The organism is Xanthobacter agilis (genome assembly GCF_021730435.1).
In the GTDB taxonomy this organism is placed as follows: Bacteria; Pseudomonadota; Alphaproteobacteria; order Rhizobiales; family Xanthobacteraceae; genus Xanthobacter; species Xanthobacter agilis.
On the sequence record NZ_JABWGX010000015.1, the window covers coordinates 33,624 to 46,857 of the forward strand.

Genomic DNA, 13,234 nt, shown 5'->3' on the forward strand with positions numbered 1-13,234 from the left:
GGGCTTTCTCAATCGTCCGAATAGCGCTGCTCGGCCCAGGGCTCGCCGCGCATGTGGTAGCCGCGCCGTTCCCAGAAGCCGGCCTTGTCGGCGCCGATCACCTCGATCTTGCGCAGCCACTTAGCGCTTTTCCAGAAATAAAGATGCGGCACCACCACCCGCACCGGTCCGCCATGAACGCGGGACAGCGGCGCGCCTTCCCACGAATGGGCGATGAGGGCGTCCGGGTCGGCGAAATCCTCCAGCAGCAGATTGGTGGTGTAGCCGTCATGGCTGCGCAGCATCACCGCGCGCGCGTCCGCCGTCGGGCGCACGATGTCGAGCAGGGTGCGGGTGGTCACCCCCTGCCAGGCGTTGTCATAGCGCGACCATGTGGTGACGCAGTGGATATCGCTGACGCGCCGGGTCTGCGGCAGCGCCATGAAGGCGGTCCAATCCCAGGAGGCGGGGGCTTCCACCGCGCCGGTGACGTCGAGCCGGAACGCGGCCAGCGGCACGTCCGGCTGTTCGCCGAGGTCCAGCACCGGCCAGTCCTGCACCAGATGCTGGCCGGGCGGCAGGCGATCCCGCGCCGGCTGGCCCGGCCGGCCGGTGAGGAAGCGGTGCTCCCGCGCCCATCGGGTCTTGGTGGCGGTGAGCTTGGTGGGCTCCGCCGGGCCGGCTTCAGGGGGCGGGGCCGCGGTGGTCGCGTCCTCCGGTGCGGGGTCGTGGATGTGGTCGCTCATGGGGGCAGCTCCAAGCGAGATCACGGCGAGTATAACATGAGCGCGTCCGCTGGCGGGATCGCCCGGCCGCCCGGCGTGCGGGAGGCGCCTTACGCTCGCGCGGGGAAAAGGCTAGAAGGCGGGTGGAGCGATTGCGCCGCGCCTTTGCCGCCCCATCTAAGGGACGAAGCAGGGCCGCGGGGTCGCGGGCAGGGATCGAGGAGCCGATACATGCTGTTCAATCAGCCGGGCGCCAGCGGCGCGGCAGCGGGCAATGGCGGGGCGGCGCCCGCCGGTGACATCATCGACGTCACCACCGAGAGCTTCCTGAAGGACGTGATGGAGGAATCCAAGCACCGCCCGGTGCTGGTGGATTTCTGGGCGCCCTGGTGCGGGCCCTGCAAGAGCCTCGGTCCGATCCTTGAGAAGGTGGTGAAGGACGCCAAGGGCAAGGTGCGCCTCGCCAAGATGAACATCGACGACCATCCGGTCATTCCCGGCAAGCTCGGCATCCAGTCCGTCCCCACCGTCTACGCCTTCGTGGGCGGGCAGCCGGTGGACGGCTTCATGGGCGCCCTGCCGGAAGGGCAGGTGAAGGGCTTCGTGGACCGCCTGATCGGCGGGGAAGCCGGGAACGACGTGGCGGACGTGCTGGCATCCGCCGAAGCGGCGCTGGCCGAGCATGACCTCGCCGGCGCGGCCGAGATCTTCGCCGCCGTGCTGGGCGAAGACCCGACCAATCTCGCGGCCCTCGCCGGGCTGGTGCGGACCCAGATTCAGGCCGGCGCCCTGGAGCAGGCGAAGGCGACGCTCGCCTCGGTGCCCGCGGACAAGGCCAATGACCCGGCCATCTCCGCCGCCCGCGCGGCGCTTGAGATCGCCGAGCAGGCGGCGGCCCTGGGCGACCTTGCCACCCTGCAGGCCAAGGTGGATATCGACCCGGCCGATCACCAGTCCCGGTTCGAGCTGGCGCTGGCGCTCAATGCGCGCGGGCGGCGCGAGGATGCGCTCATCCACCTGCTCGACATCGTCAAGCGCGACCGCGCCTGGAACGAGGACGCCGCCCGCAAGCAGCTGGTGCAGCTGTTCGAGGCGTGGGGCGCCGCCGATCCGCTCACCCTTTCCGGCCGCAAGAAGCTGTCGGCGATCATGTTCGCCTGAAGGATTTTCGCCCGTGGCCTCCCACAAGACCTATCTTTCGCCGGCGGATCTGCCGCCGGTGATCCCGGTGTTTCCGCTCACCGGCGCGCTGCTGCTGCCACGGGCGGAGCTGCCGCTGAACATCTTCGAGCCACGCTACCTTGCGATGGTGGATGCGGTGCTCGGCGGCGGTCGCCTCATCGGCATGGTGCAGCCGGACGACGCCGCGCCGGCCACCGTGCACGGCCCGGCGCTCCACAAGGTGGGGTGCCTCGGCCGGCTGACCGAGTTCAGCGAAACCGGAGACGGGCGTTATCTCATCACGTTGACCGGCATCTGCCGGTATCGGATCGTGGAAGAGATGGCCGTCACCACCCCGTACCGACAGGTGCGGATCGATGCCGCGCCGTTCGCCTCGGATTTCGAGACGGCGGGGGAGGCCGAGGTGGACCGGGGCGCGCTTCTGGATGCGCTGGCGGCCTTCCTCGACGCCAACAAGCTTGAGGCGGACTGGGACGGCATCCGCGAGGCCGGCACCGAGACCCTGGTGAACACCTTATCGGTGATGTCGCCCTATGGCGCCCTGGAAAAGCAGGCGCTCCTGGAGGCGGAGACCCTGAAGGCGCGCGCCGACATGCTGGTCGCCATCACTCAGATGCTGCTGGCGCGCATGCCGGGCGACGGCGAAGGGTCGTTGCAGTAAGACGAAAGCCGCGGCGGGCAGGCACGCTGCGCCGGGGCCTTACGGCTCCACGGCGAAGCGCAGCTTGCCGGCGGGGGCGAGGGTGCGCAGGTCGAAGGTGCGGATCTCGGTGGCGCCGTTGACATCGAGCACCACCACCACCACGTCACCGGAGACCGTGGTCGTGGCGATCTTTGCCCCCTTGGGCAGAAGGGCGGTGACCTCGCCGGTGGCGAGGGGCTGGGCGCGCATCATGCGGTAGCTGATGACGCCAAGCACCGCCGCCACGCCCAGCACCATCACCAGAATGGACATGCTGGAAAAGCGCCGGAATTTGGCGATGACCCGTTCCTGCTCCGGCGTCAGCGCCTCGTCGGGGGTGTCGGGAGGGGGCGGGCGATGGAACATGAGTGACCTTTGGCGGACCTGGTGATGAATGAACAAGACTGACGCGCGGATCATGGACGACAACGCGGCCGCCGACATCCTCGACGACGAGGTCGAGACCGGCCTCGACGGCGTGAGCGCGCTGGAACTCACCCTGACGGCACAGGCGGAGGACCACGGCGCGCGGCTCGACCGCGTCCTTGCCCGCCTCGCGCCCGACCTCAGCCGCACCCGCATTCAGCGGCTGGTGGCGGAGGGACAGGTGCGCGCCGGCGGGCGTGTGGTAGGCGACGCGGCGGGGCGGGTCAATGCCGGGGAGGTGTTCACGCTCCTCCTGCCGCCCCCGGAACCGGCCGAGCCGGCGCCGGAGGACATCCCGCTCGCGGTGGCCTATGAGGACGATCACCTGATCGTCATCGACAAGCCGGCGGGGCTGGTGGTGCATCCCGCGCCGGGCCATGCCTCGGGCACCCTGGTGAACGCGCTGCTGCACCATTGCGGCGACACCCTGTCGGGCATCGGCGGGGTGAAGCGGCCGGGGATCGTCCATCGCATCGACAAGGATACCTCCGGCCTGCTGGTGGTGGCGAAATCGGACAAGGCCCACCAGGGACTTGCCGCCCAGTTCGCCGACCATGGCCGGACCGGCCCGCTGGAGCGGGCCTATTTCGCTTTCGTGTGGGGGGTGCCGGACCTGCGCGGCACGGTGGATGCGCCGCTCGACCGTCACGCCACCCATCGCCAGAAGATGGCGGTGCGTCCGTCCGGGCGGCAGGCCATCACCCATTGGCAGGTGGTGGAGACCTATGCCGGCGCCGACGGTACGCCGGTGGCGAGCCTCCTGGAATGTCGGCTGGAAACCGGGCGGACCCACCAGATCCGCGTCCATATGGCGCATGTGGGCCATCCGCTGCTGGGCGACGAGGTTTATGGCCAGGGCTTCCGCACCAAGGCCACGCGGCTCGGTGCCGAGGCGCGGGAGCTGTTGGCGCATCTGAACCGCCAAGCGCTTCATGCGGCGCGGCTTGGCTTCTCCCATCCGGTGAGCGGGGCGGATCTGTCCTTCGAGAGCGCGCTGCCGCCGGACCTCTCGGCTCTGCGCGCGGCCTTGTCGATTCCGCTCCGCACTCGCGCCGACGTGAGGGGATGAAACCTATTCGCCGTCGCAAGTGTTCTGTATGGTTGAGAGTTGCGGCGGGCGTCATGCAGCCGTGCGCGCGGTCGCCCGCCATCGGGGGCCGCAGGAACAGGAGGCATCCTCCATGGCGAAGACCATGAGCATCCCCTCGGCCGAGGGGGGGCTGACACGGTACCTCGAGGAAATCCGTCGGTTTCCCATGTTGGAGCCGCAGGAAGAATATATGCTCGCCAAAAGCTGGCGCGAGCACGGGGACCGGGACGCCGCTCACAAGCTGGTGACAAGCCATCTGCGCCTCGTGGCGAAGATCGCCATGGGCTACCGTGGCTATGGCCTGCCCATCTCGGAGGTGATCTCTGAGGGCAATGTGGGCCTCATGCAGGCCGTGAAGCGGTTCGAGCCCGAGAAGGGCTTCCGCCTTGCCACCTATGCCATGTGGTGGATCCGCGCCTCCATCCAGGAATACATCCTGCGGTCCTGGAGCCTCGTGAAGATGGGGACCACGGCGGCGCAGAAGAAGCTGTTCTTCAATCTGCGCAAGGCCAAGAGCCAGATTTCCGCGTTCGACGAGGGCGACCTCAAGCCCGACCAGGTGGCGCAGATCGCCACCAAGCTGGGGGTGAGCGAGCAGGAGGTGGTGGACATGAACCGCCGCCTCAGCGGCGACGCCTCCCTGAACGCGCCGATCCGCGAGGATTCGGAGGGCGGGGAGTGGCAGGACTGGCTGGTGGACGACAGCCTCGACCAGGAAGAGCAACTCGCCGAGACCGAGGAACTGGACAACCGCCGCTCGGCGCTGGCCGGTGCCTTGTCCGTGCTCAATGAACGCGAGCGCCGCATCTTCGAGGCCCGCCGCCTGTCGGAAGACCCGATGACGCTGGAGGACCTTGCCGCGGAGTTCGGGGTTTCCCGCGAGCGGGTGCGCCAGATCGAGGTGCGGGCGTTCGAGAAGGTGCAGAAGGCGGTCATGGACCGCATGCGCGCCTCAGTGGGCGGCCCGGAGGACGAGGTGTCCCTGCCCGCGAATGGCAAGGAGCCGCGTGCCCCGGCGAAGGTCTCCGGCAAGATGTCGGCCGGCAAAGCGGCCCCGGCGCCGGTCTGAACCGGTCTTCCGCCGACGGATGCAAGAAGGGGTGCCGGCAAGACGGATGCCGCCGGCACGGACGGGGACGAGGCGTTCCGGCGTAACCCCATCGGCGCAGGTCGAGGATCGCGGCTGATGGGTCAGTTGATGGGTCAGTTGCGGTCGTCTGGCAGGATGGGCAGGGGGAAGACTTCGACCTCATCCTCTCTCAAGGCTTCGACTTCGTCCGGTGTTGCCTCGCCGTAGATGGAGCGATGTTCCACCTCGCCGTCATGCATCTTGCGGGCGAGGTCCGCAAATTCATCGCCTACATAATCGGACGTCTTGACCACATGCTCACGCAGCTTGCGCATGAGGCTGCGCAACTCCGCCTCGGGCTGGGAGAGCATCGGCAGAGCGGGCTTGCCCTCGGCGTCCGCGGGCGGGGGCTCGGCCGCGTCGCGCGCGGGGTCGGCGCGCGCCAGATCGGTGCGCGCGAGGTCCGTGCGGGCAACGGAGGGCGCCATCACGGCCTTCTCCACCTGCGTGGACGTGCAGACGGGACAACTCACCAGCTGGCGCGCCCGCTGGCTTTCATAGCTGGCGGAGGAGGGGAACCAGCTGTCGAAGCGGTGCCCCGCCGCGCATTGAAGGGTGTAGAGGATCACGATCTGCGCTCCACCACATGCAGCCGCCCCACCGGCTGCGCTTCCGCCACCTCGAACCGGCGCCCGTTGCTGAGGGACGGGATGCGCGCGCGGGCGGAGGCCACCTCCTTCATGTCGATCTCCGCGAGGATCACGCCGGGATCGGTGCCGCCCTCGGCGATGACGCGGCCCCAGGGGTCCACGATGAGGGAGTGGCCGTAAGTTTCGCGCCCGTTCTCATGCTTACCGCCCTGGGCGGCGGCCAGCACATAAGCGCCGGTCTCGATGGCGCGCGCGCGCAGCAGCACATGCCAATGGGCCTCGCCGGTGGGCCGGGTGAAGGCGGAAGGCACGGTGAGCACCTTGGCCCCGGCTTCCGCCAGCGCCCGGTAGAGCGCGGGAAAGCGCAGGTCATAGCAGATGGTCAGGCCGATGCGGATGGCGTCCACATCCGCCGTCACTGCGCGTTCGCCGGGCCGGTAGGCGCCGGATTCGCGGTAGCTCTCGCCATTGCCCAGATCGACGTCGAACATGTGGATCTTGTCGTAGCGGGCGGAAATCTCGCCCTCCGGATCGATCAGGATGGCGCGGTTCACGGCCCTGGCATCGGAGATCTTGAGCGCGAGCGAGCCGATATGCAGATGGATCTTCAGCTCACGCGCGAGGTCACGCAGGGCGGCAAGGGTGGTATCCTTGTGCTCTTCCGCCAACTGCTCGAACAGGCGCGCGCGGTCGAGTTCCATGATGTTGGTGGTCTCGGGCGTCTGCACATAGCGCGCTCCGTCCGCCGCCGCCGCGCGGATCAGGGCGGATACGGCGTCGAGATTGGCGGCGGGGTCGCGGCCGGTCCGCAACTGCACGAGGCCGACACGCAAGGTTTGAGCAGTCTCGAGGGAGGTCATTCAGCTGACTTTCGCTATCCGGCGGGCATGGCGCGCCGAGCCGGCGCTGGCACTCGGGGGAGCCCCTTCATCAGGAAAGATAGTGCGTGTTCGCGCCTTTGGAACGGGCGTGGAGCGGTGTTCCGGGTCGCATCTTCGCGAGGCTGGCGGGCCGCGGGGGATCCGCGCGCCCGATGACAAAGATGCAGGCCCAAAGATTGAGGCCTCGCGGGTCTGTGAACCGCGAAGGTCGATCCCGTTCGCGCAGTCTGCCGACGGGGCGGCGCGGGACCGACGGCAAGAAAATACGCGTTGCCAATGTGTTGGCTCCAGTGGTCTGGAGCCAGGGCGAACCTGAAGGGGCCTAGGCCGCGAGCGCGTCGAGGCGCCCGGCGCGGTCCAGGGCATAGAGATCATCGCAGCCGCCGACATGGGCGTCACCGATGAAGATCTGCGGGACGCTCGTGCGCCCCCCGGCGAGGCGGGACATTTCCTGCTGGCCTTCGGCATCGGTGGTCACGTCGATCTCGGTGAAGGTCCAGCCCTTGCGGCGCAGCAATTCCTTTGCGGAATGGCAATAAGGACACCAGCTCTTGGTATAAATGACAATCTGCTTCATGGGCCGTCACATTCGGGGGCATGTGGGACGGCGGATCCGCCGTCATGAAAGTGACGTATCATAAGGCTTCACGCGAAGTCGACAACACGCGCAAATGTGAGCGCGTCCACATGGGATGCCCCGGCGCGCCGCAGCACGCGGGCACAGGCATCGAGGGTCGCGCCGGTGGTATAGACATCGTCCACCAGAAGGATGCGCCGGCCCGGCAGAGCGGATGCTGCATCGCTGCATGGCGCAAAGGCGTCCGCCACGTTCGCGCGCCGCTCCGACCGGCCGAGCCGGGTCTGCGAGGGGGTGGGGCGCCGGCGCTTGATGAGATCCGTGCGGATCTTCAGCCGACCCGCCGGGGCGAGATGTCGCGCCAGGAGGGCGGCTTGATTGAACCGCCGGCGCCAGAGCCGCAGCGGATGCAGCGGCACCGGCACCACCAGATCCGCCTCGGCCACCAGATCCCGGCCGGCGAGGGCCATGAGGCGGGCCATGGGGGCGGCCACGTCGAGACGATCGGCATATTTGAGATTGTGGACGAGCTGGCGCGCCACATCGGTGAAGACCACCGCCGCCCGCGCCCGGTCGAAGGCCGGGGGGTGATCGATGGCCTCGGCGGAGAGAAGGGGGGCGGCAAGGCCACCGTCATGGGGCAGGGGCTGGCCGGTGCGCGCGCAATAGGGCGGGGTGATGAAGACCAGCGTGGACCAGCACGCGCCGCATAGGCCGCCCGCGTCGGCGGTCACGCGGCCGCAGGCGATGCAGGTGTGCGGCAACGCGAGGCTGAGCACCCCCGCGCCCAGCCGCCTCACGGCCCGTCCCACGCGCTTCAGCCGGAAGGCCACATCGTCCATCGCGTTCCCGCCCGTCTGCGCTCCGGACGGAATGATGGACGGCGAGGCGGGGCGGTGTAAAGGCGGGGACAGCGCCGGCCGTGTCCGCGGAGCCGCCATGATCCGCGTTAACATCACGTTTCATCTTGTCTTGAGTCGAAGGTGCCCATGACCATCCGCCGCCTGCCCCCCGTGCTCATCGACCGCATCGCCGCCGGCGAGGTGGTGGAGCGGCCGGCGGCCGTGGTGAAGGAGCTCATGGAAAACGCCATGGATGCCGGCGCTCGCGCGGTGGAAGTGGTCGTGCGCGGCGGCGGCCGCGATCTAGTGCGCATCACCGACGACGGCTGCGGCATGGGGCCGGACGATCTTGCCTTGTGCGTCGAGCGCCACGCCACCTCGAAGCTCGCGGGCGAGGATCTGCTCGCCATCTCCACCCTCGGCTTTCGCGGCGAGGCTCTGCCCTCCATCGGCGCGGTGGCGCACCTTGCCATCGCCAGCCGGCCCACGGGCGCGCCCCACGCGTTCGAGGTGCGGGTGGATGGCGGGGTGGTGACACCGCCACGACCGGCGGCCCTCGGCGCCGGCACGCGGGTGGAGGTGCGCGACTTGTTCTTCGCCACGCCCGCGCGGCTGAAGTTCCTGAAATCCGACCGGGCCGAGACCACCGCCGCGGTGGACGTGGTGCGCCGCCTGGCTCTGGCGCGACCGGATGTGGCGGTCACGCTGGTGGCGGAGGACAAGCCCGCCGTCATCTGGCCCGCCCGCGCCCTGGATGCCCAAGGCCGGGCCGCCCGGCTCGCCGATGTGCTGGGCGCCGAGACGGGGGCCAACGTGATCCCGGTGGAGGGCGCGCGCGGCGGTGTGGTGCTGGAGGGGCTCGCCGGCCTGCCGAGCTATTCCAAGGCCAATTCGCTCAGCCAGTATCTGTTCGTGAATGGCCGCCCGGTCCGCGACAAGCTTCTGATGGGGGCCATCCGCGGCGCCTATGCCGATCTGTTGCCGTCCGATCGCTATCCGGTGCTGGCGCTGTTCTTCTCCCTCGATCCGCGGGAGGTGGATGTGAACGTGCACCCGGCCAAGACCGAGGTGCGCTTCCGCGACGGGGGCAATGTGCGGGCGCTCATCGTGCGCACCCTGTCCGACGCGCTGGCGGCGCGGCTGCCGCGCACCGCCGGCACCATCGCCGATCGGCTGGTGGCGCTGGCGCGCGCGCCGGAACTGGAGCAAGGGCCGCCCGGCGCCGCGCGCGGTACCACGCCACCCTTGTCCGGCGGCGGAACCTGGGCGCGCACGGCGGCCTATGCTCCGCGCGGTGGATATGATTGGCGGTCCTCTCCGGCGCGCCCGCCGGGGACGCCCACGGCGCCCCAGAGCTTCGCCGAGGTGGGGCGGGAGGATTATGCCGCCGGCGCGCCGGAACCGCCGGTCCAGGGCGCCTTCGACATCGCGCCGCCGTCCGCCGATGCGCGCGCCGACGCGGCCCCGGTGGAGGCGGGGGATCTCGACCGGCCGCTGGGCGCGGCGCGGGCGCAATTGCACGAGACCTACATCGTCGCCCAAACCCGCGACGGGCTGGTGCTGGTCGATCAGCACGCCGCCCACGAGCGGCTCGTCTATGAGCGGCTGAAGGCGGGCCTCGACCGTGACGGGGTGGCCCGGCAGGGCCTGCTCATCCCCGCCGTGGTGGACCTTGATCCGGCGGACGCGGAGCGCCTCGCGGACAAGGCGGCTGATCTTTCAGCCCTTGGCCTGGTGGTGGAGCCGTTCGGACCCGGCGCGGTGCTGGTGCGCGAGGTTCCCGCCCTGCTCAAGGACGCCGACGTGACGAAGCTGGTGCGCGATCTCGCCGAGCATGCGGCGGAGTGGGACGATGCCCTGCCGCTGGAGCGGCGCCTGCTGCATGTGGCTGCCACCATGGCTTGCCATGGTTCGGTGCGCGCCGGCCGCCGCCTGAGGGTGGAGGAGATGAACGCCCTGCTGCGCGAAATGGAGGCCACCCCCAATTCCGGGGAGTGCAACCATGGCCGCCCCACCTTCGTCACCCTGTCGCTGAAGGACGTGGAGAAACTGTTCGCGCGACGGTAAGGCGGGGTGGGGCAGGGGGAGGCGCGCCGGCTCAGGCGCTCTTCAGGAGGCGTTGCAGGTCGCGGTGGATCAGCTCGTTGCCGGCCAGCACGTCGCCCTTTTCCAGGATCTTCTCGCCGCCGTCCATGTCGGAGACGAAGCCGCCGGCTTCGCGCACCATGACGAGGCCGGCCGCCATGTCCCACGGCGCGAGCTTGCGTTCCCAGAAGGCATCGAAACGGCCCGCCGCCACCCAGGCCAGGTCGAGCGCGGCCGAGCCGGTGCGCCGCAGGCCGGCTACCTGCCTTTGCACCACGCCCAATTCCCGGTTGAACTGCTCGTGATCGCCACGCCCCATGTGCGGCAGGCCGCAGCACACGACGCATTCGGCGAGCTTGCGCCGGCCGGCGACGCGCAGGCGCCGGTCGTTCAGATAGGCGCCCTGGCCGACCTCGGCCACGAACAATTCGTCATTGGCCGGATTGAAGATGACGCCCGCCATGGGCACGCCGTTGCGCACCAGTGCCACCGAGATGGCGAACATGGGGATGCCGTGCAGGAAGTTGGTGGTGCCGTCGAGGGGGTCCACAACCCACTCGTTGGCGTCGTCGGTGCCGTCCACCCGGCCCCGCTCCTCCATCAGGAAGCCATAGGTGGGGCGGGCCTTGGACAGTTCCGCGAACAGCACGTCTTCCGACTTCCGGTCGGCTGCGGAGACGAAATCCGCCGGGCCCTTCACGGAGACCTGGAGCTGTTCCACCTCGCCGAAATCGCGGATGAGGGCGCGGCCGGCCTTGCGGACGGCCTGGACCATGACGGTGATGAGGGGCGAGCGGATCATTGACGGGACTCTGAAGTAGGAAGCCGGCGGTGCGGCAAGGGCGGGCCGGGTCGAAGCATCCGGGCGATCGTGCCGACGTGTGCCCGCCTTGTGCGGCGCCGTCAAGGCGGGCGGAAGCACCGACCTGGATGGCGCCGCATGGCGCGGCATCGGCTGAAGGGCTGCGCGCCCTCTGATTTAAGGGGTCGCCGGTGCCGGCTTCGCGGCGGCGGGCGCGGACGGCTTGGTCTGGGCGGCGGGCTTGGACGCCGGCTTGGCTGCGTTCCCCGCGGGAGCAGCTTGCCTCGCGCCGCCTTGAGGTGGCCCCGCCGGCGCGCCGGTGGACGGCAGTTCAGCGCCCCAGCGGCGGGCCTGATCTTCCGCTTTCCTGCGGTCCTCCGGGCTCAGTTTGTCGGCGACGCCATCCAGCATGGGATCACCGAGGCCGCGGCTCTTGGCCATCAGGTGCCAGCTGACCGCCGCCACCGGGTCCTGAGCCGTGCCACGCCCGGCGGACAGCAGGCGGGCATAGCGATTCTGCGCGATGGCGTTGCCCGCCAGCGCCGCCTTGCGGAACAGGGCCGCCGCCGCCGCCTCGTCCTTCGGTACGCCCATGCCGTTGAACTGCATGATGGCGAACTCCACCTGTGCCGTCACATGGCCGAGCTTCGCCGCGCGCCCCATGAGCTGGGCGGCGCCCGGCACGTCGCGGTCCACCCCGTTGCCGGCCTTCAGCAGCACGGCGAGGGCGTATTGGGCATCCTCAAGGTCCTTTTCCGCCGCCAGCTCGAACCAATGCGCGGCCTTGGGCATGTCCTGGCGGACCTTGCGGCCCTGCATGTACAGCAGGCCGAGATTGTAGGCGGCCGCGCCATGGCCCTTTTCCGCCGCCTGACGGAACATCTTGGCCGCCTCCTCCTCGTTGGCGGTCATGCCGTTGCCGGTCAGCGCCATCAGGCCGAGGGCGAATTGGGCGTCGGCCGAGCCGGCCGTCGCCGCCTTATGATACCAATCGATTGCCGCCTTCTGGTCGTGCGGCACGCCGAAGCCGTGATTGTAGAGCTCCGCGACCAGGGTCATGGCCACCGGGTCGTTGTCGGCCTTCACCCGCTTCAAGGCCGCCTGCAGAGCGGTGATGTAGAAGCCGCGCTGATAGGCGCCATAGGCGATGTCGCCTTTCGCGCCTGCGGTATCGAGCTGGGGGAAGTGGCCGAGGGTGCCCGGCGGGAGGCCGAGCGCGCCGGCCCCGGCCGCGGGGGACGAAGCATCGGCCTTGGGCGCGGTGGAGGGGGCGGGCGTGGCCTTTCCGGAACTGGCCTTGCCGTTTTTCGCCTTGGCGGAGTCAGTCGCGTGCGCCGGAGGCTGCGCGCGCGCGGGACCGGCCTGCGGCGCGATGGCGAGACCGGAAAGGAGGGCGACCGCCGCAATCGCGCCCGCCGTCCGTCCGGGCCGGGCTCTGGGCGCGCGCGCGCCGGATGCCTCTGTCGGAGCGGGCGGCTGCCTCATGGGGCATCGTCCGGGCCGGCGATCTCGTCCCCCGGAGTGCCGGCCGTCACCTTCGCGGTGTCGATCGCGGCCTGGGCCGCGCGCACGGCAGCGACGCCGTCGGCGCCACGGAGCAAGCCCTCGCCGAGGACAATGAAATCGGCGCCGGCGTTGGCCAGGGCCTCGACCTCCGGCAGCGAGGTGGCGACGGCCGCGCACGGCACTTCAAACAGCGGGCTCCACCACTCCACCAGCGCGCGGGTGCGCGCGAAGTCGTCGCCGCCGGCGAGCGCGCCGAACAGCACATAGTCGGCCCCGCTCTCGCCGGCCTCCATGGCCGCATGGCGGGTGAACAGGCCGCCGGCACCGACGATGCCGTCGGGTTTCAACTGCTTGAGAACCTTGGCCAGCAGCGCGGCGTCGTCGGCATGGGCGCCGTCGAGGCCCGCGGCGGCCACCAGCTCGGGCTTGTCCTCCACCAGCACCGCGCAATCGCGCTGTTGCAGGGGCTGGGCGAGCGCCCGCAGCTGCGCCGCGGAGGGCGCCTTTTCCGCCGGGCGGATGACGGCTGCGGCCACATCGCCGGCGGCGGCCAGCGCCACCGCGTCCTGCGGAGGCAGGGCCGAGGGCAGGATCAACATCAGGCGGGCGCGGGGAGGAAGGGCGGATTGCGACATGACAGGATCGGTCGGCCAAGAAAGGGGCAAATTGGCGGCGGGGACCGCGGGGTGTCGCGCATCCGGGCATGAAAAAGGGCCGGCGATGGGCCGGCCCTTCGGT

At 70.0% G+C, this 13,234-nt stretch carries 13 protein-coding genes and 1 pseudogene; 5 read left to right on the plus strand and 9 right to left on the minus strand.

Features of this window, described 5'->3' with window-relative positions:
- Window positions 1–8: 8 nt before the first annotated feature.
- Entirely contained in the window at window positions 9–725 is a 717-nt protein-coding gene (locus HUW53_RS12305; protein ID WP_237346060.1) for a sulfite oxidase-like oxidoreductase, read from the minus strand.
- A 210-nt stretch (window positions 726–935) separates the two neighbouring features.
- Between HUW53_RS12305 and HUW53_RS12310 the strand changes: the two genes are divergently transcribed.
- Window positions 936–1,865, plus strand: coding sequence for a thioredoxin family protein (locus HUW53_RS12310; protein ID WP_237346061.1), 930 nt, complete (start codon window positions 936–938; stop codon window positions 1,863–1,865).
- A 13-nt stretch (window positions 1,866–1,878) separates the two neighbouring features.
- Complete coding sequence (locus tag HUW53_RS12315; protein ID WP_237346062.1) at window positions 1,879–2,547, plus strand: LON peptidase substrate-binding domain-containing protein; 669 nt, start codon at window positions 1,879–1,881, stop codon at window positions 2,545–2,547.
- Window positions 2,548–2,586: 39 nt separating this feature from the next.
- On the opposite strand, the gene HUW53_RS12320 is transcribed toward HUW53_RS12315, so the two are convergent.
- Complete coding sequence (locus HUW53_RS12320) at window positions 2,587–2,934, minus strand: DUF6476 family protein (RefSeq protein WP_237346063.1); 348 nt, start codon at window positions 2,932–2,934, stop codon at window positions 2,587–2,589.
- Between the two features lie 28 nt (window positions 2,935–2,962).
- Between HUW53_RS12320 and HUW53_RS12325 the strand changes: the two genes are divergently transcribed.
- Together HUW53_RS12325 and rpoH are read left to right on the plus strand one after the other, a co-directional pair.
- Window positions 2,963–4,063, plus strand: a complete 1,101-nt coding sequence (locus tag HUW53_RS12325) for an RluA family pseudouridine synthase (protein WP_237346064.1) — start codon at window positions 2,963–2,965, stop codon at window positions 4,061–4,063.
- Between the two features lie 112 nt (window positions 4,064–4,175).
- Window positions 4,176–5,018, plus strand: a pseudogene (gene rpoH / locus HUW53_RS12330) (RNA polymerase sigma factor RpoH); the annotation flags it as partial.
- A 269-nt stretch (window positions 5,019–5,287) separates the two neighbouring features.
- Here the strand turns inward: rpoH and HUW53_RS12335 are convergent.
- The 4 genes from HUW53_RS12335 to HUW53_RS12350 all read right to left on the minus strand — a co-directional run bounded on the left by HUW53_RS12335 (window position 5,288) and on the right by HUW53_RS12350 (window position 8,103).
- On the minus strand, window positions 5,288–5,782 hold the full coding sequence (locus HUW53_RS12335) for a DUF1178 family protein (protein WP_237346065.1): 495 nt from the start codon (window positions 5,780–5,782) through the stop codon (window positions 5,288–5,290).
- Window positions 5,779–6,663: a carbon-nitrogen hydrolase family protein gene (locus HUW53_RS12340; protein ID WP_237346066.1), complete on the minus strand. Its 885-nt coding sequence runs from the start codon at window positions 6,661–6,663 to the stop codon at window positions 5,779–5,781. Before HUW53_RS12340 ends, HUW53_RS12335 begins: the two co-directional genes overlap by 4 nt.
- Window positions 6,664–7,006: 343 nt before the next feature.
- Window positions 7,007–7,261, minus strand: coding sequence for a glutaredoxin 3 (grxC, locus tag HUW53_RS12345; protein WP_237346067.1), 255 nt, complete (start codon window positions 7,259–7,261; stop codon window positions 7,007–7,009).
- A 68-nt stretch (window positions 7,262–7,329) separates the two neighbouring features.
- Window positions 7,330–8,103 carry a ComF family protein gene (locus tag HUW53_RS12350; RefSeq protein WP_237346068.1) on the minus strand — a complete coding sequence of 258 codons (774 nt, stop codon included), beginning with the start codon at window positions 8,101–8,103 and terminating at the stop codon, window positions 7,330–7,332.
- Window positions 8,104–8,250: 147 nt separating this feature from the next.
- Between HUW53_RS12350 and mutL the strand changes: the two genes are divergently transcribed.
- Complete coding sequence (gene mutL / locus HUW53_RS12355; protein ID WP_237346069.1) at window positions 8,251–10,170, plus strand: DNA mismatch repair endonuclease MutL; 1,920 nt, start codon at window positions 8,251–8,253, stop codon at window positions 10,168–10,170.
- Between the two features lie 31 nt (window positions 10,171–10,201).
- Here mutL and HUW53_RS12360 read toward each other — a convergent pair whose 3' ends face one another.
- The 3 genes from HUW53_RS12360 to HUW53_RS12370 all read right to left on the minus strand — a co-directional run bounded on the left by HUW53_RS12360 (window position 10,202) and on the right by HUW53_RS12370 (window position 13,131).
- On the minus strand, window positions 10,202–10,990 hold the full coding sequence (locus HUW53_RS12360; protein ID WP_237346070.1) for an inositol monophosphatase family protein: 789 nt from the start codon (window positions 10,988–10,990) through the stop codon (window positions 10,202–10,204).
- A gap of 177 nt (window positions 10,991–11,167) precedes the next feature.
- The gene (locus HUW53_RS12365; protein WP_237346071.1) at window positions 11,168–12,475 is read right to left on the minus strand and encodes a tetratricopeptide repeat protein; all 1,308 of its coding nucleotides are present in this window, start codon (window positions 12,473–12,475) and stop codon (window positions 11,168–11,170) included.
- On the minus strand, window positions 12,472–13,131 hold the full coding sequence (locus HUW53_RS12370) for a thiamine phosphate synthase (protein WP_237346072.1): 660 nt from the start codon (window positions 13,129–13,131) through the stop codon (window positions 12,472–12,474). Before HUW53_RS12370 ends, HUW53_RS12365 begins: the two co-directional genes overlap by 4 nt.
- Window positions 13,132–13,234 lie beyond the last annotated feature (103 nt).

What these genes read in the sequence shown, in the direction of transcription:
- grxC (WP_237346067.1), bottom strand. Translation starts at nt 7,261, where the DNA reads ATGAAGCAGATTGTCATTTATACCAAGAGCTGGTGTCCTTATTGCCAT.
- HUW53_RS12310 (WP_237346061.1), top strand. Translation starts at nt 936, where the DNA reads ATGCTGTTCAATCAGCCGGGCGCCAGCGGCGCGGCAGCGGGCAATGGC.
- HUW53_RS12305 (WP_237346060.1), bottom strand. Translation starts at nt 725, where the DNA reads ATGAGCGACCACATCCACGACCCCGCACCGGAGGACGCGACCACCGCG.
- HUW53_RS12360 (WP_237346070.1), bottom strand. Translation starts at nt 10,990, where the DNA reads ATGATCCGCTCGCCCCTCATCACCGTCATGGTCCAGGCCGTCCGCAAG.
- HUW53_RS12370 (WP_237346072.1), bottom strand. Translation starts at nt 13,131, where the DNA reads ATGTCGCAATCCGCCCTTCCTCCCCGCGCCCGCCTGATGTTGATCCTG.
- mutL (WP_237346069.1), top strand. Translation starts at nt 8,251, where the DNA reads ATGACCATCCGCCGCCTGCCCCCCGTGCTCATCGACCGCATCGCCGCC.
- HUW53_RS12365 (WP_237346071.1), bottom strand. Translation starts at nt 12,475, where the DNA reads ATGAGGCAGCCGCCCGCTCCGACAGAGGCATCCGGCGCGCGCGCGCCC.
- HUW53_RS12320 (WP_237346063.1), bottom strand. Translation starts at nt 2,934, where the DNA reads ATGTTCCATCGCCCGCCCCCTCCCGACACCCCCGACGAGGCGCTGACG.
- HUW53_RS12350 (WP_237346068.1), bottom strand. Translation starts at nt 8,103, where the DNA reads ATGGACGATGTGGCCTTCCGGCTGAAGCGCGTGGGACGGGCCGTGAGG.
- HUW53_RS12325 (WP_237346064.1), top strand. Translation starts at nt 2,963, where the DNA reads ATGAACAAGACTGACGCGCGGATCATGGACGACAACGCGGCCGCCGAC.
- HUW53_RS12340 (WP_237346066.1), bottom strand. Translation starts at nt 6,663, where the DNA reads ATGACCTCCCTCGAGACTGCTCAAACCTTGCGTGTCGGCCTCGTGCAG.